The 21,672-nt window shown below is 47.3% G+C and carries 19 protein-coding genes; 9 read left to right on the forward strand and 10 right to left on the reverse strand.

The window, feature by feature from the left end; translation table 11 throughout:
* Positions 1-120: 120 nt before the first annotated feature.
* On the forward strand, positions 121-273 hold the full coding sequence (locus tag MN202_RS14365) for a hypothetical protein (protein ID WP_335736824.1): 153 nt from the start codon (positions 121-123) through the stop codon (positions 271-273).
* Here MN202_RS14365 and MN202_RS14370 read toward each other — a convergent pair.
* Positions 270-1,448 carry a Bcr/CflA family efflux MFS transporter gene (locus tag MN202_RS14370; protein WP_335736825.1) on the reverse strand — a complete coding sequence of 393 codons (1,179 nt, stop codon included), beginning with the start codon at positions 1,446-1,448 and terminating at the stop codon, positions 270-272. The two genes, MN202_RS14365 and MN202_RS14370, sit on opposite strands and share 4 nt — an antisense overlap.
* A gap of 169 nt (positions 1,449-1,617) precedes the next feature.
* Between MN202_RS14370 and MN202_RS14375 the strand changes: the two genes are divergently transcribed.
* Positions 1,618-2,331, forward strand: coding sequence for a substrate-binding periplasmic protein (locus MN202_RS14375; protein WP_335736826.1), 714 nt, complete (start codon positions 1,618-1,620; stop codon positions 2,329-2,331).
* Positions 2,332-2,386: 55 nt separating this feature from the next.
* Complete coding sequence (locus MN202_RS14380; protein ID WP_335736827.1) at positions 2,387-3,061, forward strand: DUF3334 family protein; 675 nt, start codon at positions 2,387-2,389, stop codon at positions 3,059-3,061.
* A 5-nt stretch (positions 3,062-3,066) separates the two neighbouring features.
* On the opposite strand, the gene MN202_RS14385 is transcribed toward MN202_RS14380, so the two are convergent.
* The 4 genes from MN202_RS14385 to MN202_RS14400 are packed head-to-tail and all read right to left on the reverse strand — an operon-like array spanning position 3,067 to position 6,228.
* A complete protein-coding gene (locus MN202_RS14385) occupies positions 3,067-4,284 on the reverse strand; it encodes an ATP-binding protein (RefSeq protein ID WP_335736828.1) in 1,218 nt (405 codons plus the stop codon).
* A gap of 20 nt (positions 4,285-4,304) precedes the next feature.
* Positions 4,305-4,994: a response regulator gene (locus MN202_RS14390; protein ID WP_335736829.1), complete on the reverse strand. Its 690-nt coding sequence runs from the start codon at positions 4,992-4,994 to the stop codon at positions 4,305-4,307.
* Positions 4,994-5,365, reverse strand: coding sequence for a DUF3019 domain-containing protein (locus MN202_RS14395; protein ID WP_335736830.1), 372 nt, complete (start codon positions 5,363-5,365; stop codon positions 4,994-4,996). The genes MN202_RS14390 and MN202_RS14395 overlap by 1 nt, the downstream gene beginning before the upstream one ends.
* Positions 5,365-6,228 carry a MipA/OmpV family protein gene (locus MN202_RS14400; protein WP_335736831.1) on the reverse strand — a complete coding sequence of 288 codons (864 nt, stop codon included), beginning with the start codon at positions 6,226-6,228 and terminating at the stop codon, positions 5,365-5,367. The genes MN202_RS14395 and MN202_RS14400 overlap by 1 nt, the downstream gene beginning before the upstream one ends.
* 157 nt (positions 6,229-6,385) lie before the next feature.
* On the opposite strand from MN202_RS14400, the gene MN202_RS14405 reads away from it, so the two are divergent.
* On the forward strand, positions 6,386-6,841 hold the full coding sequence (locus MN202_RS14405) for a hypothetical protein (RefSeq protein WP_335736832.1): 456 nt from the start codon (positions 6,386-6,388) through the stop codon (positions 6,839-6,841).
* A 159-nt stretch (positions 6,842-7,000) separates the two neighbouring features.
* Positions 7,001-8,029, forward strand: a complete 1,029-nt coding sequence (locus MN202_RS14410; RefSeq protein WP_335736833.1) for a LacI family DNA-binding transcriptional regulator — start codon at positions 7,001-7,003, stop codon at positions 8,027-8,029.
* Here the strand turns inward: MN202_RS14410 and dauA are convergent.
* The 3 genes from dauA to MN202_RS14425 form a co-directional block, all read right to left on the reverse strand.
* Complete coding sequence (gene dauA / locus MN202_RS14415; RefSeq protein ID WP_335736834.1) at positions 8,005-9,738, reverse strand: C4-dicarboxylic acid transporter DauA; 1,734 nt, start codon at positions 9,736-9,738, stop codon at positions 8,005-8,007. The genes MN202_RS14410 and dauA overlap by 25 nt on opposite strands.
* A 127-nt stretch (positions 9,739-9,865) precedes the next feature.
* Complete coding sequence (locus MN202_RS14420; protein WP_335736835.1) at positions 9,866-10,726, reverse strand: alpha/beta hydrolase family protein; 861 nt, start codon at positions 10,724-10,726, stop codon at positions 9,866-9,868.
* Positions 10,727-11,027: 301 nt separating this feature from the next.
* Positions 11,028-12,734 (reverse strand): alpha-amylase family glycosyl hydrolase, encoded by a 1,707-nt coding sequence (locus MN202_RS14425; RefSeq protein ID WP_335736836.1) that lies wholly within the window; start codon positions 12,732-12,734, stop codon positions 11,028-11,030.
* A 202-nt stretch (positions 12,735-12,936) separates the two neighbouring features.
* Between MN202_RS14425 and MN202_RS14430 the strand changes: the two genes are divergently transcribed.
* The 4 genes from MN202_RS14430 (at position 12,937) to MN202_RS14445 (ending at position 19,392) form a co-directional block, all read left to right on the forward strand.
* Positions 12,937-14,403, forward strand: coding sequence for an MFS transporter (locus MN202_RS14430; protein WP_335736837.1), 1,467 nt, complete (start codon positions 12,937-12,939; stop codon positions 14,401-14,403).
* Positions 14,404-14,659: 256 nt separating this feature from the next.
* Positions 14,660-15,073 (forward strand): hypothetical protein, encoded by a 414-nt coding sequence (locus tag MN202_RS14435; RefSeq protein ID WP_335736838.1) that lies wholly within the window; start codon positions 14,660-14,662, stop codon positions 15,071-15,073.
* 129 nt (positions 15,074-15,202) lie between these two features.
* The gene (locus MN202_RS14440) at positions 15,203-16,951 is read left to right on the forward strand and encodes a hypothetical protein (RefSeq protein ID WP_335736839.1); all 1,749 of its coding nucleotides are present in this window, start codon (positions 15,203-15,205) and stop codon (positions 16,949-16,951) included.
* Positions 16,948-19,392 (forward strand): CHAT domain-containing protein, encoded by a 2,445-nt coding sequence (locus MN202_RS14445; RefSeq protein ID WP_335736840.1) that lies wholly within the window; start codon positions 16,948-16,950, stop codon positions 19,390-19,392. Before MN202_RS14440 ends, MN202_RS14445 begins: the two co-directional genes overlap by 4 nt.
* Here MN202_RS14445 and MN202_RS14450 read toward each other — a convergent pair.
* Positions 19,383-20,252 (reverse strand): hypothetical protein, encoded by an 870-nt coding sequence (locus tag MN202_RS14450; protein ID WP_335736841.1) that lies wholly within the window; start codon positions 20,250-20,252, stop codon positions 19,383-19,385. The genes MN202_RS14445 and MN202_RS14450 overlap by 10 nt on opposite strands.
* The gene (locus MN202_RS14455; RefSeq protein ID WP_335736842.1) at positions 20,237-21,631 is read right to left on the reverse strand and encodes a CHASE2 domain-containing protein; all 1,395 of its coding nucleotides are present in this window, start codon (positions 21,629-21,631) and stop codon (positions 20,237-20,239) included. Before MN202_RS14455 ends, MN202_RS14450 begins: the two co-directional genes overlap by 16 nt.
* Between the last annotated feature and the right edge of the window lie 41 nt (positions 21,632-21,672).

Genomic DNA, 21,672 nt, shown 5'->3' on the forward strand with positions numbered 1-21,672 from the left:
GGGCGTAAACTGCCGGCTATTCTAACAAGTTCATGCCACAGGCGCATCGGATAAATCTGCTTTTGACCCTGCTGGGCTTTTGCTACACTTTGCCAGGTTAACTACAGCGGAGTAGAAATAATGTCAGATTTAGATTTCGACCTGGATCATCTGGATTTTGCTCAGGCAGAGCAAAATGTTGAACAACAGCAGCAAGCCCTGCAAGATCGTGCGGTTGAGCCGCAGTTTGGTGACGACGACGATGAATGCAGCGGGGGCGCTTGTAAAATCTAGCCGGCAGTTTGGTTACCGGACGTATGCCAAAGCTGGCTAACGGCTATCAACAGCACTCCGGCTAACATCAGCAAGGCAAAAGGTACCGCAGTGCCGGTATAAAATAACGCCAGTAACGGGCCGGCCAGGGAGCCAATGCCAAAACGCAGGGTACCAATTACAGCGGTAGCGCTGCCGCTGTTATCGGGAAATTTCATCAGGATCATCGCATCGGCATTGGTGGCAATCAAACTTAAGCAAGCCATTAGCGGGGCTATTGCCAGAACGGTGTAGTACAGCTCAAGTTGCCATAGGCTAAAGAAGGTCAGTGCGCTGGCGCTAACTAAAGCCAGAGCCAGACCGGCGCGTAGCATGCGCTGCGGCCCCAGTCTGGTTACCAGCCGGCTGTTGATCAGGTTTGCCAGCATTAACATCAGCACATTAAAGCCAAATAACACACTGAACTGCTGCTCATCGACACCGAAAAATTGAATGTAGACAAAGGGCACGGCGGTTAAAAAGCAAAAAAACGAGAACGAGGCAAACATTGAGGTGGCAATATCCGGCCATGCCGATTTATTGGCAAACACAATTTTATAGCCAGCCAGCAGAGCAATTTTTTTCGGGCTGTCAGCGGCTTTAATTTCCGGTAGCGCCTTAATGCTTATCAGTAATACCAGTGCAGCATAAGCGGCCAGGGTAACGAAAATCATCTGCCAGTTTGCCAGCCATAGAATGCCACTGCCAATGGCCGGTGCCAGCAACGGAGCCAGCATCATGATCATTGACACGTAGGACATCCCTTTCGCGGTATGTTCCTGATAGATATGCCGGACAATTCCCGGTACCACTACTGTGGCTGCAGCGCCACACAGCGCTTGTATGGCACGCCAAAACAAAAACCACTCAATACTGCTCACCAGGCTCAGCGCAATACTGGCCAGCACAAAACCGGTTAAACCAAAAATGGCCAGTGGCCGGCGGCCCAGGCTGTCTGCCAGCGGGCCACACAACAACATACTGATACCAAAGAAGGCTAAGAAGATACTGAGCGACTGCTGCACCATGCCGATGGAGGTATTAAGTTGCTGCGCCATCAAAGGCATAGCCGGTAAATACATATCGATGGCCAGTGGCGTGGTGGCTACGATAGCGGCCAGTAACACTATAATCCAGCCTGCAGGTTTGGCAGTCATCGGTGGTCAACTCATTAATTTGCGGCGCGCTATAATAAGGTTTTTTTGCCAGAGGGGCTAATGCGAAGCGGTAAAAAAACGTTAGCAGATGTGTCTGTCGGGCGAAGAAGTTTGCTTTTAGCCGGATAAAACATTGTAATAGCGCGATAGAACCGTTCGGAGTGATGTTTTGATTAAGTGCAGCTACATGTTGCTATTGTTGTTGCTAAGCTCTCTGCCTGTCTGTGCGGCCAAGCCTCTGCGTATCGGTTTACATTTATCGGCTCCCTGGTCGTATTACGATCAGCATGGCGAACTTACCGGGTTAGAATATCAGTTGGTATCGCGCATTTTCAGCCGGGCCGGCTACGAAGTCAGCTATGAATTACACAGTTACAGTAGGTTGTTAAAGCAGTTCAGTGATAAGAAGCTCGATTGCGCGTCACCGGTGGCGGTGCAGATTGACGGTGCTTATTACACTGCTGCCTATCTGCCATTTCAGGACGTTGCCGTCAGTCTGGCGTCACGCGAGCTGCAGTTAACCTCAATATCACAGTTGTCGACGTTGCGCATTGTCGCTTATCAGCAGGCACAACAGGTTTTAGGCGAGCAATTTCAGCAGGCGGTAGCACAGGCCAGCTATGTCGAAATGGCCGAGCGCGAGCGCCAGCTGGAACTGTTATTTAACCACCGGGTTGATGTCGTTATCGGCGAGCGCCGGGTGTTGCAATATCTGGCCGCGCAGCAGGCACCGCAGCAACCAATACAGCTGCATCCACTGTTTGCGGAGCAAGGTTATCCGGCGGCGTGCTGGATGCCTGAATTGACAGCGGCTTTTAATGCGGGCTTACAACAGATGGCAAGTAGCGGTGAACTGGAGCAAATCCTCAGCTCAGCGCACTAGTGAAATACGTTAAAGCGCTTATACTCAGGTGAACTGCGCTGTACAGGAAGAAGGCATGAAAAAAACTAAAATTATTACCACAGACGAAATACTGTTGACTCTGTGTCAGTCTGTAACCAAGGTGCTGGCTGGCGCCGGCAACCATAATGTTGACTATTCACCTATGGTGCAAAAAATCCAGAAAACCTGCCTGCGGCCGGATCTGGGCTGCTTTGTGCTGTTTGATGGCGGTTTTTCCGGCCTGGTCATTATTAACTTTACCGCCCAGGCTGCGATGGAAATTTATAAAAAGTACCTGATGAGCATGGGTATGCCTGAGTCGGAACTGGCACAGTTTCATACCTCCGACGAAGTGGGTAATGTGATGGGCGAATTGATGAACCAGATTGTCGGCGATTTTACCAACACCGTGCGTTACGATCTGCAAACGTCAATCAATCAAAGCCAGCCTAAAATGATGGCGATTAATAAACAGGTGCAAATCCTGATCAACACCCAGCTGGATCAGCCGCAGGCCCGGCGGGTCACGTTTAGTACGCCAGAACACAATATTTTTTATCTGGAACTGGCGATGGACAAAACCGAGTTTATTCAGTTACACGAATTCGACAAAGTAGAACAACAGCATCCGGATGATATTCTGGCCAATGCACAAAATTATACGCCGGAGAACACCGTCAGTGCTGACGTTGAAGTTGATGACGACTTTTTGAAAAACCTCGGTTTATAAGGATATTAACGTCGTAGTGGCAGGCGCAGCTCGAAGCGGGCGCCGCCCGACGGCGACTCGCTGATCCGCACAGAGCCCTGATGCCAGTGCATAACGCGCTGGACTATGGCTAAACCTAATCCAAAACCACCAGCCTGCTTATTACGGCTGGCTTCAATCCGATAAAACGGCTGTAACACCTGCTCGCGCTGCGCCGGCGCTATGCCGGGGCCGTCATCGTCAACGGTAATTAGCCAGTGCTGCGCTGCGTTGCTAAGGCTTAGTCTGATCTGGTTGCGGGCGAATTTTTTGGCGTTAACCAGCAAGTTTTGCACTGCACGTTCAAGATAGTGGCCGTCGCAATAACAGATAGCACTGTCTGGCAGTTGCAAGGTAATAGCTGCACCGGGCAAAGGCGTTAGCTTTTCCTGCAGGTTTGTCAGCAGCTCCGTCAGGTTTACCTGTTGCAGCTGCAACGGTAACTGGCCGGCTTCCAGCCTGGCATAATCAAGAATTTCGTCAACCAACTGCTGCAATTCACGCACGTCCTGCAACATGGCGCTGCGATCTGTTGCTGGCAGCTGCTCTGCCATTTCCAGCGCAAAGCTGAGCCGGGCTATTGGCGTGCGTAATTCGTGTGATACGGCGTGGGTCATTTCGCGCTGCAAGGTCACCAAATCGCGGATTTGATCGCTCATCTGCTGAAAGCTGCTGGCAATCGGGGCGATAAAAGAATGCGCCGGCAAATTAAGCGGTGTATCAGGGTTGCCGGCAAACTGCTGTAATCGTTGTTGCAGCTTGGCGATATCCCGTGCCACCGGCCACAGCCAGAGTGCAATTGCGATGGCCAACAGCACAAAAAACAGCAAGCTAAACCAGGTTGCACCATCGTCCTGTACCAGCGCTACCGGGCCAAAGCGCCATAAATCGGTGGCAGACTGATAATAAAAATACACCTTGTCAGTTTCAAACAGCGCGATAACCTCACCGTTTTGCAGCTGTTGTTGCTCATGTACCAGCCAGCTGACGGAGTCCAGCGGCAGCTTGACGGCAGTAAGCCCGGCTTGCCCGGCCCAGTCCATATCATTTTGCTGCACCTGTTGTTGCAGCAAGGCACTGTAGCTTGCCAACCAACCAGGTTCGGCAGCAGGCTGCCACTGTTGCCATAGCTGTTCTACCGCCCAGCCCAGACCAAGCAGTACCAAAAATATAAACAAATAAAAATGCCAGAATAAGCGCTGCATAATGGCGTCAGCTTTTTCTGCTACCAGGCATCGGCAACAAACAGGTAGCCTTTGCCCCAAACTGTTTTAATACGAAAAGGCGTTTCGGCGTTGTCACCCAGTTTACGCCGCAGGTGGGAAATACGTACGTCTACGGTGCGGTCCAGACCGTCGTATTCGCGGCCTATTATCTGTTGATGAATGGCTTCGCGCTTTACTGTCTGGCCGGCATGGCGTGCCAGCATCCACAGCAAATCAAACTCATAGCTGGTTAGTTCGACCCGCTGTTGGTTATACCAGGCTTCACGCGCTCGTTGTTTTAGCGTTAGGGCACCAAACTGCAGTTCTTGCTGCTCGGCCCTGGCAGGGGTTTGAGTACGGCGCAGCAGTGCATTGATCCGCGCCACCAGCACCCGCGGCTCAACCGGTTTTATAACATAATCGTCGGCGCCAAGCTCCAGCCCCAGCACCTGGTCAATATCACTTTGTTTTGCCGTCAGGATCAAAATCGGCCCTTTATACCAGGGGCGTAGCTGACGACATACGCCAAAACCATCCAGGCCTGGCAACATTAAATCCAGCACTACCAAATCGGGCTGAAACTGGCGGCAATGCTCGGCTACCGCATCGCCCTGAGTTTGCAGTTGTACACTAAAGCCATGTTGGGTAAGAAAACTCTGCACCAGGGAAGCAAGGCGGGTGTCGTCTTCTACTAACAGAATTTTTGCCATCAGAAAATACTCCATGGGCTGCTTAACCGGCGCCGCGCCGGTTTGCGGCTTTGCACCTGTAGTTCGGTTTGTAATAGTACCTGATCATTGGCATCACGTAGTGTCAGCAAAGCGTTTTGCCACTGTAATTGTTGTTGCCACTGGCCTGCGGTGCTGTCTTGCCAGCATTGCAATTGTTGCCCGGCCAGATACAGACACAGGTTTTGTGGTGCAGTGCTACGCCAGCTTAACTGCAGGGTAGCCTGACAGCTTTGTTGCTGCTGCTCAGTGATACAGATTTGTGGGCTGACGTCCCAACACAGTTCGGAGCAAAGTGCTGAGTGTTGGACTGTGATTCCGTTCAGTACCAGTAATATCCAGGGGCCGAGCATTAAAACAACCGGTAACTTATGCCAAAAAACCAGGTTGTTACATTATTATCCTGCACCAGCGGACTGTCTGTCATTGCATCATCCAGATGTAAATAGCGTAAAAAAGCCAGCAGCGCTACACGCGTTGACAGCGGATACTGCCAGCCAAGGCGTATCTCGGGTTGCCAGCTGGCTTTACCGTTATAACGGGGTAAATAAAATGCTTCATTATTATCAATACCGTAGTAAGTATCAATCAACTTATTACTTTTCCAGTGTAGCCGGCTACTCAGTTGCCATTTACCGCTGACCGTTTGCCAGAAACGGGTTGCGCTGATGCCGGCATGCTGACCGTTGTAACTGTTACTGACATCCTGCCAAACCAGCCCTTGTACCTGCCAGTTGTTATTAAACCAGTCTAACTGCACACCTAAATCGAACGCCGTAGGTCTTTTACGCGCTTCACGTACCGAGGCCTGTTGTGGCCCGTAACGATCATCCTGCAGTATCGGGCTGGAAATGCTGGCATTGGTGCTGCGAAACTGAAAAGCGTTACCGGCAAACCACTTCTGAAAATAGCCTTTTTCCTGATTAAACTGGCCAACCAGGCTCAGCGTAAATTGCGGGTCTAGTTGCCAGCTGCTGCCCAGCACGCCGTTGTCAAAAAACCAGTGTTCAGCGTAATAATACACTTCTGGCAATATTACCAGTGGCAACGCTTCACCACCGTACAGTGGGTTACTGCGTTGGCCATAGCCGAGCGCCCAACTCAAATAGAGTTGCTGTTCGGTAACGCAATGCGCGCCGGCGTCACAGTCAGACGGGACATCATCTGCCTGTACAGGTAAAGCCAGGCTTAACAGCAACAAAAACCAATAACGCACATTACACCTTCTGACAGACAAAATTTTAGCCATGCCAGTTTAGCAAGATGCGGCGTCAGACTTAAACCAATATAACAATGTTTCACAATTTGCTGTGATTAGTCACAGTAAGCCTGCGGCATGCTGACTAGACTGGCAAAAAATACGGAGGTTCCCGATGAAGGCTGTTTTATTGCCGTTGTTGTCTGCATCTATGTTGTTAATTGGCTGTGTTGAGGATATCACCGCTGATGATAGCAGTGCCTTTCAGTATCTGCAGCGTGGCGACACAGCACTGGCTGATGATAAACGTATTCAGATTATCAGCAGTCAAAGCAGCTATGACGACATTTATTATCGGGTGTTAAACCTGAATGCGACTCCGCAAACTATCGACTTTAACCAGTATCAGGTGTTGCTGGTGATGGCGGGCAGTGCGCAAAAAGCGTTAGAGCTAAACGTTGTCGGTTTTACCGGTTTGGATAATCAGGTGCAAATCAGGCTGCAGACAAGCTACAACGCCAGCGGTTGCAACGCTAACAGTGCTAATAGCCAGCCCTGGTTGTTGGTGCTGTTTCCTAAAGTGGATAAACCTTTGGTTATCAGTGAGCTGGCTGAGATACGCGCATGCTGATAGCCGAAACGAGCCACTAGCGCAGTGCAAATGATTTGGAAATTGAATCCTGCAGCAATTCACTCTATGATAACGCCACAACAACAACGCACTGGCAGCGTAACAGGCTGACCAGGACGGCAAGGTGCAGTATATGCGCTGCCACAACAGAGCACTCAGATGAAAGACAAGGCTACTTCATTCGATATTGCTTACATGGCAGGGGTATCGCAGTCTACTGTGTCACGGGCGCTGCGTAACAGCCCGCAGGTAAATAAAGCCACCAGGGAAAAAGTGCAGGCGATAGCCCGGCAACTTAACTATAAAGTGGATAAAAATGCCAGTAACCTGCGCCAGCAACGCAGCAGCACTCTGGCGTTATTGCTGTTTGAAGATCCCACCACTGACGAGTCGTTAATTAACCCGTTTTTTTTATCCATGCTCGGTAGTATCACCCGCGCCTGTGCCAAACGTGGCCAGGATTTGCTGGTGTCGTTTCAGCAGCTTAGCGACGACTGGCACGCCGACTATGAAGATAGCAATAAAGCCGACGGTATTATTTTACTCGGCTATGGCGATTACAAAGATTACGAAGAAAAACTGGCTAAATTATTGGCGCAGGAAACGCACTTTGTCTGTTGGGGAGCCGAGGTGTTGGGGCACCCTGAATTTACGCTGCGCAGTAACAACCGTGAAGGTGGCCGCTTAGCCGGCGAGCATTTGCTGGCTACCGGCCATAAGAAATTTGCCTTTATTGGCAATGCCTCTGAAGGCAGCCCGGAATTCAGCGCCCGTTACCGCGGCTTTATTGATGCGTTAAATATGGCTGGTATTCAGGAAGCCCAGGTACCGCATTTTGATGCGATATCGACCGAAAGTGCCGGCGATAGCGCGACCGAACAATTATTGGCCGCTGGCCATCAGGTTGATGCGATTTTCTGTGCCAGCGATCTTATCGCAATAGGCGTTATGCGTTGCCTGAAACGGCGTAAGCTGCGGGTGCCGGAAGACATTGCGGTAATGGGCTTTGATGATATTCCGGTGGCGTCGTTTGCAACACCGGCGCTAAGCACTATACAGCAGGACACCACTCAGGCCGGTGAATTGCTGGTGAATAACCTGTTGCAGCTGATCAACAATCAGCCTATTACCGTCAGCCAGATTGAACCCAAGCTGATTATCCGTCAGTCCTGCGGTGCCCGCGAGTAAAGCTGTTCTAAGGCTTCGCGTAGTGTCGGGTAAAAACTTACCACTCCTGCTATGGGTTTAACCCCGGCGCGGGCCAGGGTTTTCAGCGGCTGAAACTGCAAATCAGCAATCATTAACTCGGTATTATTTCTCTGACACTGGCTTATCAGTTTGTTCAGCGCCGCCAGGCCACCGGCATCGAGCAGCGGCACGCCATCCATGTACAACACTAAGCCACGGCTTGGGCCACTTAGGTGGGCAATATCAGCGAAAATACGCTCGGCGGCGGCAAAAAACAGCGGCCCGCTGATTTTTAATACCTGCCAGCCGTCCGGTATCGGCTGGTCTACCTGCTTACGGTTGCTACTGATATCGGTAACCTTGCTCATCTGCGCAATTTCTTTAACAAACAGCAGCGCCGCTAACAGAATGCCGGCGGTGATGGCAATCACCATATCAAACAGCACGGTAAGGCTAAAACAGGTGATAAACACCCAGATATCGCTGCCTGGTGCGGTTTTCAGTAAATGCAGCGCTTTTTGCGCTTCGCTCATATGCCAGGCAACCATCAGCAGCAAAGCGGCCAGTGCCGCCATCGGTACATAGGACAGCACCGGCGCTAGCAGCACTAACGCCAATAGCAGCACCAGCGCATGCACCATGGCCGCTACAGGTGATTGGGCACCGGCTTTAAAATTTGCCGACGAACGTGCCAGCGCCGCCGTAGCGGTAATGCCGCCGAAAAAAGGTGTAATGATATTGCCGATGCCCTGGCCGAATAACTCACTGTTGGCGCTGTGGCGCCGGCCAGACATGCCATCCAGTACCACTGCGCAGAGCAATGATTCAATCGCGCCCAGCATCGCCATCGCAAAGGCGGCGGCGAGTAAGTCTTTTACCAGCTGCCAGCTAAACGTCAGCAGTTCGCCATCCGGCCCTGGCCGCAGCCAGGGCCAGTCAAAATAAGGTAAATAGGGCGGAATGCCTGTTGCGCTGTTGCCATCGACAGTGGTGTAACTAAAACGCGAGCCTATGGTATCCAGCTCGACACCGGCACTTAACAGCAGCAAGGCTAACAAGGTGCCGATAAACAGCGCCGGCAAATGCGCCGGTACCAGGCTGTTAAATTTGCGCCAGCACAACATTACCGCCAGCGTAACGCAGCCAATCAGCAGACTGGCCCAGGACAGCTGCGGTGCGTGCTGGGCCAGTACGGCAATTTTTTCGACAAAGTGTTCTGGCAAATCGGCTATTGTCAGGCCCAAAAAGTCCTTTATCTGCAAACTGGCAATGACCACAGCAATGCCGGCGGTAAAGCCCAGGGTAACCGGTTCGGGGATATATTCAATTAAGCGGCCCAAGCGGAACATCGCCATCAGCAGTAGCATCACACCGGACAATACGGTTGCCAGCAGTAAGCCGCTTAAGCCGTATTTAAGCGCAACCGGATACAGTATCACCACAAAGGCGGCCGTTGGACCGCTGATGCTATAACGTGAGCCGCCGGTCAGGGCAATGACAAAACCGGCAATAATGGCGGTATATAAGCCGTATTGTGGCGCTACGCCCGAGGCAATTGCCAACGCCATCGCCAGCGGTATGGCGATGATGCCAACGGTAATGCCAGCCAGCAGATCTTTGCTCAGTTTTTTGCGATCATAGCCTTCGGCCAGCACCTCGCGCAGCGCATGGCCAAGTCGCAGCGAAAACAGATGAGAACGGTCAGACACCACAACTCAGCCACAGCAGAACAGGTGACGGAAGTGTAGCTAACTACGCTGCAGGGCGGTATGCGCTATTAGTCTGACAATAACTATTTTCTGCCGCTGCAGTTGGTTGCCGCAGCGGCAAAAGCGATTACAGATACCGTTTTAACCAGGCTGCGGTTTCGGCATCGGCCTCAGCGCGGTTAGGGTATAGATCATGATCGGCTTCCGGGTACACCACTAATTTATGTGGCTGGCCTTTTTCCGCCAGTGCTTTGGCCAGATTTTGCGATTGCGCGACTTCAACCCGCACATCCTTTTCTCCGTGTAACAGCAGTATCGGTAGCTGTGGCGCTAACTTATCCAGCCAGTGCAGCACCGAGCGCGCTTTTAACTGTGCTGTTTTCTCTGTAGCGTAGTCAGGTATAAAGCGGGTGTAGATATTCTCCATTGCCTGACGCACCGCCAAGCTGGCCTCTAAGTCGGCTACGCCAGCTTCAACTATCAGGGCTTTTAACTGCGGCATATCACGTGCTGCCAGGTAGCTCATCATGCCGCCACGGCTAAAACCCTTCATCGCAATACGCTCGCTGTCGGCTTCGGGCATCCCGTTTATAATTGGCAGCAGGTTTTTAATGTCGTTAACGTCGTTACCGCCAAACTGATCAAGCCGGATTTCGCCGCTCACTGAAGTTGGAAAGGCTTTAGCACCGCGATACTGGCTGGCAATCACGATATAGCCCAACTCCGCCAGCGGCATCAAATTGTGCTGTATGGAGCCATATACCAAGGTGCCGCCTTTAGCATTGCCGCCGCGGTTGTATATGACGACAGGCAATTTTGCATCCGCTGCAGCAGTTTTCGGCCGCACCATTATGCCTTCCACCAGAATGCCGTCTGATTCATAAACAAATACCCGGCAATCCAGCGTCTGCTGCCGCCGTTCAACATCGCTTCTGGAGAAACGTTGGCCAAACATTGCAGCATTAAATTTTGGTTTTTTGCTCATCATAGCCAACCAGCTGTCATAGCTGGCGAAAGGGCCACTATAGCAACTGAAATTGCTTTTTTGATGTTTGCGCAGTCGAAAACGCCGGCAGCAATTCAGGACTTTGTTTCGCTGCGACTGTATTGGCAACTAATAAAGTACCAAGCAAAAGCCATACTGGTTTCATAGTTATCCTTTGTGTGGAACAAGCGGTAAATGATGGCAGTACAGTAATTTAGCAAAATGTTACAGGCAAGAGGGAAAGTGTAACCGCCGTTTACCAAACCGGCGGTTACTCAGGGAGATAGAAAAGAAAGATCGACGCTTAAAGTTGGCTTTGCAGGATCAGCAAGCCATTTGCTGCCAGCATGTTGCCATCGACATCAAAGGCCCAGCTGGCGGTTAGGCCATTATGCTCAATAGCGCTGATATCAGCCGCGGCGTTGCTAAGGTTAAGCACAAACAGCGTTTTACTGCCGTTTAGCACCCGCTCAATTTGCACTACGCCATTTTCCTGCTGTGTTACCACATAGCTACCGGCGGTTGTCAGCTCTGGCCGCTGCTTTTTCTGTGTGATTAATAACTTATATAGCTGCCAGATGGAGTCGGGTTGCGCTTGCTGGGTCGCAACACTGCGATCTGTGGCTTGCAGTTGCCCGGCAAGAAACTGCGGGTACCAGTTCGGAAAGTTAGCGCCAAATAGCTCCCGCTGCTCTACCCAGCTGTTGGCGCTTTGGCTAAAGCCCGCCTGTGTGCTGTTGTCCCACAGCATAGGCGCGCGCTTATATACATCGTGGCCCGTGCCACCTTGTGTCAGGCCAATTTCTTCACCGTAGTAAATGTAAGGTGTGCCGGGAGAGCTAAATAACATAGCAGCTGCCAGTTTGGCTTTTGCATCATGTTGTTGCAGCTGATAGCCGATACGCTCCTGATCATGGTTGGTTAAAAACGGTGCAAAAAAGCTCAGTGGTGCGACAGAATCGCTGCGCTGCTGCACGTTTTGTTGTAATACAGCGGCATTGGCCAGTGCTTTAGCATTGGAATTCATGGTGCCAAACTGGGCTTCCGCACTGGCATCAGGCTTTAGCAGGCCGAGAATTTTATAACCCACTTCAAAATCAAAGCCCTGATCCAGGCCGGTGCCGTCACCATAATAGCGCGCTGCTACCGGGATATCGGTCCAGGCTTCACCGACTAAATAGGCCTCGGGGTTCACGCTTTTCACGTACTGGTTAAAATCCTGCCAGTACCTTATGGTTTCTGCCGTATCTGCCTGCGCATCCGGCCCGCCTTCCATCGCAAAGCGCACTGCATCTAAACGAAAACCGGCCACGCCTTTATCCAGCCAGAATTTGGCCATCTTTTTCATTTCGGCCACCACGTCGGGGTGACGTAAATTCAAATCCGGCTGGCTGGCACCAAAGGCGGCATAGTAATAAGCTTTACGCGTATCGTTGTAATGCCAGACTGCATCCGGCTTATCGTTGTTGCTCCAGGCATGGCCCCAGCCGCTGCCTGCTGCTGGCATATCGTCACGCCAGATAAAGTAGTCCTTGTATGGCGCTTCGCCTGCAGCGGAACGTTTAAACCAGTCATGCTCACTGGAGATATGGTTAATCACCAAATCCAGGATCACCTTCATGCCGCGGCTATCTGCGGCTTTAATAAAGGCTTCAAACTCCGCCATAGTGCCGTAGTCGCTTTCTACCTGATAAAACTCGGTAAAGTCGTAACCATGGTACGAGGGTGCTTCAAACATCGGCGTTAGCCATAAAGCATTAACGCCCAATTCAGCCAGATAAGGCAGTTTGGCGGTCATGCCATTAAAGTCGCCGTGGCCATCGCCATTGGTATCATAAAAACTGCGCGGCCAGATCTGATAAAACACGGCGTCCTGCCACCAGGGGCTTTTGCTCTGTGCGACGGTTTCAGTAGGCAGTTGTGGCGTTTCTGCCACTGTGCTGTTAGTGGCTGGCTGGCATCCGGCTAGTAACAATGACAGCGCTATGGCACTTAACGTAAAGGTTTTCATTATGTCCCCGTGCTATTTATTGCGTGCACCATCTTAACGCGCGGATGCACTGCTATGCTGATTAAGCTTTGGTAATAACGCCAAAATAGTGCAACAACAAGATGAATACGTATGCACAATTTTGCGCAAAATGGGCGCTATCGTGTAGCTTAGACCGATCTGTGCGCTTACACAGAATAATAAAATCATCCGGGGAGCGGGTATGAAACAACCTAAGTTATCCTTTTGGCAGATCTGGAACCTTAGCTTCGGCTTTTTAGGGGTGCAGATTGGCTTTGCGCTGCAAAACGGCAACGTCAGCCGTATTTTGTCTGATCTGGGCGCCGATTTATCGTCGTTATCGTTATTCTGGCTGGCTGCGCCCATTATGGGGCTGTTGGTACAGCCTATTGTTGGCGCCGCCTCTGACCGCACCTGGAATAAGCTCGGCCGCCGGCTGCCGTTTATGCTTGGCGGTGCTGTTATTGCTGCAGCGGCTATGGTATTGCTGCCCAACTCGTCAATGGTGGTGGCCTTTATTCCGCCAATGTTATTTGGTTTGCTGATTTTCGCCATTAAAGATGCCGCTTTTAATGTTACTTTTCAGCCGTTTCGTTCGCTGGTATCCGACATGGTGCCGCCAGAGCAGCGTAACCTGGGCTATTCGGTTCAAACCTTACTGATTAATATCGGTGCGGTGTTTGGCTCAATTTTGCCATTCGTATTGACTAACGTGGTTGGGCTGGATAATGCTTCCAAAGCCGGTGAAGTAGCGCCATCAGTAGTGTGGGCCTTTTATATCGGTGCTACTGTGCTGTTAGGCAGCGTATTGTGGACAGTGTTTCGTACCAAAGAATATGCGCCAGAGCAGTACTATGCCTATAAAGGCCTGGACAGTGAAGCGCAAACTCTGGCCGAGCAGGTGCGTAAATCCCGCAGTCTGGGCGAGAAACTAAGCGACTTCTGGCAAACCATGCTGGGTATGCCAAAAATTATGCAACAGCTGGCGCTGGTGCAGTTTTTTAGCTGGTTTGCGCTGTTTATTATGTGGACTTACTTCCCTGCCGCTATTGCGCAAAACACCTGGGGTGTCGGCGTTGAGTGGTATAACGGTGACTATATTAACCAGATGGGCGGCGTGCCAGCGCATATCGCTGCCGCCAAAGGCGCAGCCGGTGACTGGGTGGGTATTTTATACGCCGGTTACTCGCTGTTTGCCGTGTTGTTCTCATTAGTGATGGCAAAATTAGCCAACCTGTTTGGCCGTAAGTTTGTCTACTCAATGGCGCTGCTGGCCGGTGGCGCAGGTTATTTAAGTTTTGTGTTATTTACCGACCCGACTATGACTCAGGTAAATCTGTTAATTACTCAGGTTGAAATTCCTAAAGGCGCGCTGGGGTTAATGATCCCTATGCTAGGTGTCGGTATCGCCTGGGCCGCTATATTGGCCATGCCATATGCCATTTTAGCCGGCGCCTTACCGCCGGAGAAAACCGGCGTTTATATGGGCATTTTCAACTTTACCATCGCCGCACCGCAAATTATCTCCGGCTTAATTGCCGGCTGGATCTTAGGCTCGGTATTTCAAAACCAGGCAGTATATATCGTGATGTTAGCCGGCGCTGCTATGGTGCTGGGGGCGTTGTCAGTATGGCTGGTAAAAGAGCAGGAAGTAACAGCGACGGAATAAGCTTTTGCCATTGAACAAAGGCGCCCGTTGGCGCCTTTGTTGTTTATACGTAAGATGCTGATGGTAAATGAAAAGTAATAAATACCGGCCGTATCGCTAAATTCTTTTCTTATGAAATCCTTGCTGTTTTTATAGTGTTTGGTTGCACTTATGCTTGTTATATAGATTCTGGCTATCGCTAATTGCTTGTACTACAGTCATTTATTGAGTCGAGATGTACCTTAATTCATTAAAATGGTTCGTTAGAGGTAATGAAATGGCAATTATATATTTCGTTTTAGGTGGTTTAGCGGTAGTCGGTGTTGTTCAACTTATTGCCATACTTATAAGTTTGATAATTGCTTCTTTAACTACCGGGGTATCCAGATTGAAATTCGATGACTTAATGGAGATATCAATTTCAGTGATTGGCGTTGCTGCATTTTTGGGTTTCCCTGCGACTTTTGCCATATATTATTTTGATTTATTCGATTTTAAAGTCATTCACGAAACTATAAGAGGTGTAGAAAATCCCGGCAGGGTTAACGGTGTAACTTATATAAGATCGTATTTGCTGGTGTCGTTCTGGATTTACATTCTGATGTTTTTCTACCACGTGATAAAGAAAATTGTAGATATGAAGCGCGTAGAGAACTTTCACAATCAAAAAAATGTTGAAAATAAAAGATAATTTCTATGTTCGATAAGGTGCTGCTTAATTTATCTATCCCCCTGTTTTGAAACAAATGGGTTGAACTAATTTCAGTTTAGTGCTTATATTTTAGCCAGTTTAGGATGCTAGTTTACTAAATAAGGGATTATGATGCGAACAACGCTGCAAGTAAGTATGCTTTTTCTGCTTAACGCCGCTTCAGCTCAGGCTGCTATAAACCTAATCGACAAAGCTTATGCAGATTATCAACAATCAGGCCGTCTCACTGCTTTCGAACAGATAACCCCGCAATTATGCGATGCTGACCCCAATGTAACAAAGCAAATGGGATGTCAGGTTGCATTGGCCCTTACAACTCATGAAAAAATGGAGTATGAGCAAACGTTGACGACTCTGGAAAGTGCTTTGGCTGCAACTAAAGCCGCACACGGGCTGGAATTAAAATTGCTCTGGGATCAGTATTTCAACGACAAGGCCATCGCCCGGGTAATATCAGCATCTGCTGTGAGTGAACAGCAGCGTGATGTAACAGCCGAAGATGCTGCGACAAAAAAGTGCCTGGCTCAGGTACAGCCTGAATTAGAAGCGCACAGTAAGTCAGAAAAAACACAAAAAATGCGTGACGCTGTATTGGAGTCTGTTGGTAGTTTGGTGAGTCAATTTTCAGATAAGAAGTTTGAAGGCGATACCAAAGAATTAAATAAGCAAATGTACGAATCGGCAGAGGACATGAAGAGGAAGCTTGGTGTAGCTAAGCGGGATGCCGGTATTAATGATGATGAACCTAATGAATATTCCGATGCAATGGTGAAACTATCGCATTGTGCTGAAGATTATTTAGCACGCGGCTCTGAACAACAAAAGGCCAATCCATTTTTGGATGAACAGCGGAAGTTTGCAAGTTTAAACACCGCAAAAAAGCAGCAGTATAAAAAACACTGGTTGGAGGGAAGAGAGCTGGTGCTTGGGCCTGAGTTCAAATTTGTAGATGAAGACGGAAAGCCAATGTCGCATGATAACGGTTTCCGGCGTATGCGAGAAGGCACCATGATGCTTTCTGGCATGTATACACTGGCTTATCAGCATATAAATAATTTATATCGATACATTGGTGGGGCGAATACTGTTTTAGCCTCCGGTGATGCGGACGGTACTACGGCCTGGCTTGTGGCAAGCGTCGATTATTATTCGACACATTTTACTGCGGAAAACTTAGCTGGCGGATTAAACGTTGTGGAATTTAAAAAATTGATCGACGAAATGCAGCTGCTTCCGCTAATGCAAAAAGCGGGGATGCGTCAGCATGCAATGCCTTGGATGGCGAATGTTATGGAGTTGGACAACCAAGATAAGAGCCCAAGTGCGCAAGCTGATGAACTTATAAAGAAAACTGGCAATAAAAATCTGCCTGCAAATGCCGCGGCAATATTTGCATATGTGGTAGATAGCAAGCCAGAACAGTTTGAGAAACAAGTAGCGCACGCGGTAAGTTTAGCCAATACAAATAGCGTAAAGCTGGCGATTGAAGCAGAAAGTATGTGGTTTAAAGTTATTCACGAATCGTTTGTGGTACGGCCACAACCCAATAATCCTAATATGTCAATTAAACAAATGTTTGGTCCGGTGGCGACAGCGCCAAATTTAGCTCTGTTGGCCGACAGTTTTAGCTTAGCGAATCAATCTGGAGTTGACGCATTAGTAAATGTTGTTGGCAATGCTTATGCGTTGTATCTGGTGGCTTCAGATAATACAGAAAGAGCTCCTGAGGAGTTAAAAGCAAAAGTTGACGATATTCAGAAATCGATTAGCAAAAATAGCCGAAAGCAGGCGCTGGTTTCGGCACAGTATTTTGAGCCGGTTTTGCAACATAAAGTACTGCAATATTTGCCACTATGAAACATGCTGTGTTTGGGGTACTGCTTGCTCTTTTTAGCCCATGGGTTTTATCTCAATGTCTGGTATACGGTGAAGTAAGCAGTGTTGATTTAGGCAAAATGTATTCACATACGCTTGCCGCTGAAAAACTGTTAGTGAACAAACATGAGCGGTTAAAACAGTGTGCTGCATCTGACAAAGCGCTAATGGAAGCACAATACGAGTTAGGCATATTCTGGTCTCAGTTTGGTGTCGAAAGCAGTAAAGCGGTCGACTATTTAACTGAAGTTAAACATTTTTATGCTAAAAATATTAAATGGAACCGGCTTAAATACGCTAAGGCAATTCTGGGTTTGGCAGAGTCAAATTATCTCAATGGACGGTTTCAAATATCATTGAGTCTGATAAATGAGTTTGATGATCTCACAAAGCAATACACAGACCTGCCAAATACGCTGAAACAAGATGCTGCATCTTTATTGCTGCTGCTGGCTATTGCTCTGGATAGCATCATAGATATTGACGTGTCAGGGTACAATCCAAAATCTGACCTGTCTGTGTTTTACGTTAGCTTGGACAGAAAATCAGCCCATACCAACAATGATGGCCTCGATAGTGACTTGTTGTACCGAGACGAGTTAAGACGTTTGACCCGCTGGCTGCAGTATCAGGTATTTAAAGGTAACAAAAGCATAAATGAAGATGCTATATCAGATTTAGACTGGTGGATAACGCATAAAATCGGGCGAGAAAACACTGATGAGTTATATCTTAGCTATGCTTTGGCTCGCTTACCTTTCGAAAAAAACAGATGTACGTCGTCATCAGCCCGCTTTATTCAGGAAAAATTTCGGCAAAGCCAAATTGAATCGCAAATCAACCTTATTGCTGCAACCGCGTTAATTGCGCAGTGTCAGAATTCAAAAGTCGAATCAGAGCAACATTTAGCAAATTATCTTCAGCTGCTTGATGAGTACTATGGTGCAATGCCGCCGCAATTTTCGATTGAAGTATTGTTACCCATAAGACAGAGCAGCAATGACCTAATAGAAAATATTTCCTGGCCAGCTTTGAGTAATGGCTGGGACCATTTGGTAAAGCTGATTCAACTTAAGGAAATTGGTTCAGTTGCGCGGTCACCTGCGAGATTTGACGCTGATGGCTTAGGAGATTTAAACGCCAGAAAGGCGTTTGTAGAACAAGAGCAGTTATCCAATTTGTATTTTAAATTAAGCGCCAACCACTATTCTTCAGAAAATACACACTTGGCTAAAGTCAGAAACCAACTAAATGCGTTAACTAAACGCATCAGTGTCGAGTATCCGAAGTTGCTGAGTGCCAATTTTAAGCGGGCTGTTGCAGTTAAGGATATAAAACAGTTTTTACCAGGTAACGGGCAGATCATTATGTTCACCAGTACTGACAATACATTTTGCGGTGTAAATATTACAAATACACAGACTAAAGGCACCTGTAATAACTTTAGTAAAGCAAAGTGGTTTGAACGCGTGTCGGCATTACGTCAATCGGTGATAAGCAATGATGTGGATATTCCACAAACTAGTGCGAATGTATCGGCATACTTAGCTCTGGGAACACTGATCAATACTACTAAATCGGAAGTCTATTTATATTCTCAGGAGTTGCTGAATGGATTGCCGGTAAATGTGTTAACAGAGCCTGAGAATAAATCCTGGTTAGCCGAAAAGTACAATGTGGCCAGACTACTTAATCTTTCCTTATTTACTGCAGAATATTCACCAAATAAAAATAAATTTTTGCGCCGGCTTGCTGTTGCTAATCCGCTTTATAACAATTTACTTATGGCAAAAGTAGATTATTCAGGGTTAGATAGTCTTAATATTGCTTATAAGCAAGATAGTCGTTCTGCATCAAACTCTTTGCTTTCGTTAAGTGCATTGCCTGAAACAGAATTAGAAGCAAAGAGTTTTATACAAAACACTAGCCATGGCACTCTGCTGACGGCAAAAAAAGCCACTGAACAAAATATCCGGGAAAAACTGACTGAAAACTGGGATATTGCGATTTTCTCTACCCACACAGTATTTCCAAACAGTAGTAATCAATTAGAGTATCCAGCGCTGGCTTTAACGCCAGAGTCTACAGAAGAACTTAACGATGGCTTGCTGTTATCCAATGATATTGCGGCAATGTCTATAAACCAAACCTGGGTTATATTAGCTGCGTGTGACACAGCACTGTCTATTGGCAGTAGAAGCAATTTAGGCTCTTTACTTGAATCATTTAGTTTAGCCGGCGCGAATAGTGTTTTGGCAAGTCACTGGAAGGTAAACAGTATAGAAACTGTTTATTTTATGGATACGTTGTCCGCCATGCTTGAGAAACACGAAAATGCATCTTTGGCACTATGGGAAACCCGGCGGAGTATGTTAAAGCAGTATCCGCCGCGTGCCTGGTCAGCTTTTGATAACTATTTTTGAGGTAATGCTATAGGAACGAAACTATTTGAAATGAAATCTTTTATGATTGCTGGCCAAGCCGAATCTTGATCTGCATCGCTCTCTATATTATTCGAACTATTTATCCTTCGATGGACTAATTTATCTGCTAAAAGTGTATAGCCATTAATATAGCTTGCTATAATTTGTATCTCCTCAAAATCGTATTCACTAGCAAGCTGTTGGTTTGAAGCCACTTTTTGAATTGCTTCTTTTATTTCGTCTAATGGTGTTATTTCTAACTTTGAGGTGTGAATAACTTTTTTATCAAATCTAAATTCGATGGCGTAAATACCTGGTGCAATGGTATCGGTATTGATTGCTAAACCATCAATAGACTCTGCTTTTTTTAAGTAGACCAGCTTGGCAGTCATGCCAATTTGCTCGGCTATGGCACAGTTTGCTGCAGTGAGACTAATTTTTCCAACGCCTGTAGGAAGTTTTAATGTTTCAGGAAGTAAGCATTTAGTTTCACCATCATCACGAGAGCCACCGCCAACCACAGTGTTAGTTGAAAAATAAGAACTTGCGCTCTTTTCGAAGTTAGCTGGTTTGATAGTATCCCAAATCGTGTTATTAACCTTATTCTTTTTTAGGCCTGTCAAAATCTGTCTTTTAGTTTGTGGATGCCAGTAGGTAATATAAATTTCTGAATTGTCATCTATAACTATTTCATCCATCACTGAAATTATTTGCCCTGTATGCACCGAGTGATTTTTTTCTTTGTTTTTTATCCAAGCCGAGCCGACTAATAAGTCAATTCTTGCCTGATTAAACTCAAATGCAAAAACGCAATTTGAGAGGCTAAATAACAATGTTACGACAATTAATCTGCTTGCCATCTTGTATCTCCGGCTATTAGGAAGCTCGCTGTTAGCACTGTGAAAAGATAGATGCCCATGAGGTTTACTAAGGTATCTAATTTAATCACAGCATAGACTGCTATTTCTTTAAATACTGGAAAAGAAAATGTAGCAACTAACATGAAAATAATCCAAAAATGACGCTCTTGCAGGACAGGTTTGTTACTTGAAACAAGAAATTTTCGCAATCCGAGTGAAAGTAATATGACAAGCAGTATCGCCGGAAAGCTAATTACAACGCTATAAAACACGCCTGAAATCGAAGGGTGGCCAATGCTGGGGTTTAATAATGACTCTAAAATCGACGCATGAAAGTAGACTCCAGGTACTTTCCCATCTGATTGCTGTAATTGAACGACATCTAACATGCCAAATATTTTCGAAACTGCTCCGGATCCAGTACTTACGCTACTAAGGTAATGATCTTTATGTTTGTCCCACGTTGAAGAAATGAACACATACTTATTATCAAAGGTATTAGAAATTTCTGTATTCTGTTCGCTGTTTAATATTTCGAAAGCTGGATAGCTAGCAAAATATCGTGGTAGAGGCGGGGTATAAAATAACTGCGGTGAAGTCAATTTAGCGCAGGAGGGTAAGTTGGTAAAAGCTTCATGCTTGCAATTTGGCGTCTCTCCGTCACCCTTGTGCATAAACATAAGTTCATCAATATTTAATTGATATTCACCCCGAACAAAACTTGTTAACGCAAGCGATGGGATTAAATTTCCTTGGCGATATTGAATTAATTCTATAAACGAAATTGCGTCGGTCGTCCCCGGGGTTAATCCAAGCATCAGGTGCCCCCAAGGTTTTATCAAGCCTTCGACGCGGTACTCTGTAATCTTGTCTGGATACGAAAATATGCCAGGTGCAACGCCCTGGATTAGGTAATCTTCACCCCGCCAATATGGCACAACACCCCATGTTAATTTGTCAAGATACTTTGAATTGAATGGCAGATTTGGTGTTTCGTTGTTTATAAGTTCATAATCTAAAATAATTTGCTTGGGATTGGATGATGCAAAGATCTTATCAACCAGGTTAAATATGCCGGTTAGATTATCAATGTTATCGCTTACTCTGGATTTCGCTAATGCATCGAATTCAACAACGACGATATGTTCTGAATGCGCATGAATAGTTGCTATCTCTTTACTCTTTTCAGCTAATGCTAGATGTGTGAAAACGTCGATATTGAAAAGAACACTGAAAATAAGTGACCAAATAACAACAACACCAAGAGGCGAGGTAATAGTCTGTACAACGTCAAGAAACAAGTTCCCAGGGGCGCTGCGAACTGTTTGCCTTACTCGAGAAAAGTTTTTTAAATCGCTATTTACCGGCTGACGTTTCATTAGCTACTTCTGCAACAAGACACTAGATAATTAACATTAAT

The organism is Rheinheimera muenzenbergensis, from assembly GCF_036984005.1.
GTDB classification, from domain to species: domain Bacteria; phylum Pseudomonadota; class Gammaproteobacteria; order Enterobacterales; family Alteromonadaceae; genus Alishewanella; species Alishewanella muenzenbergensis.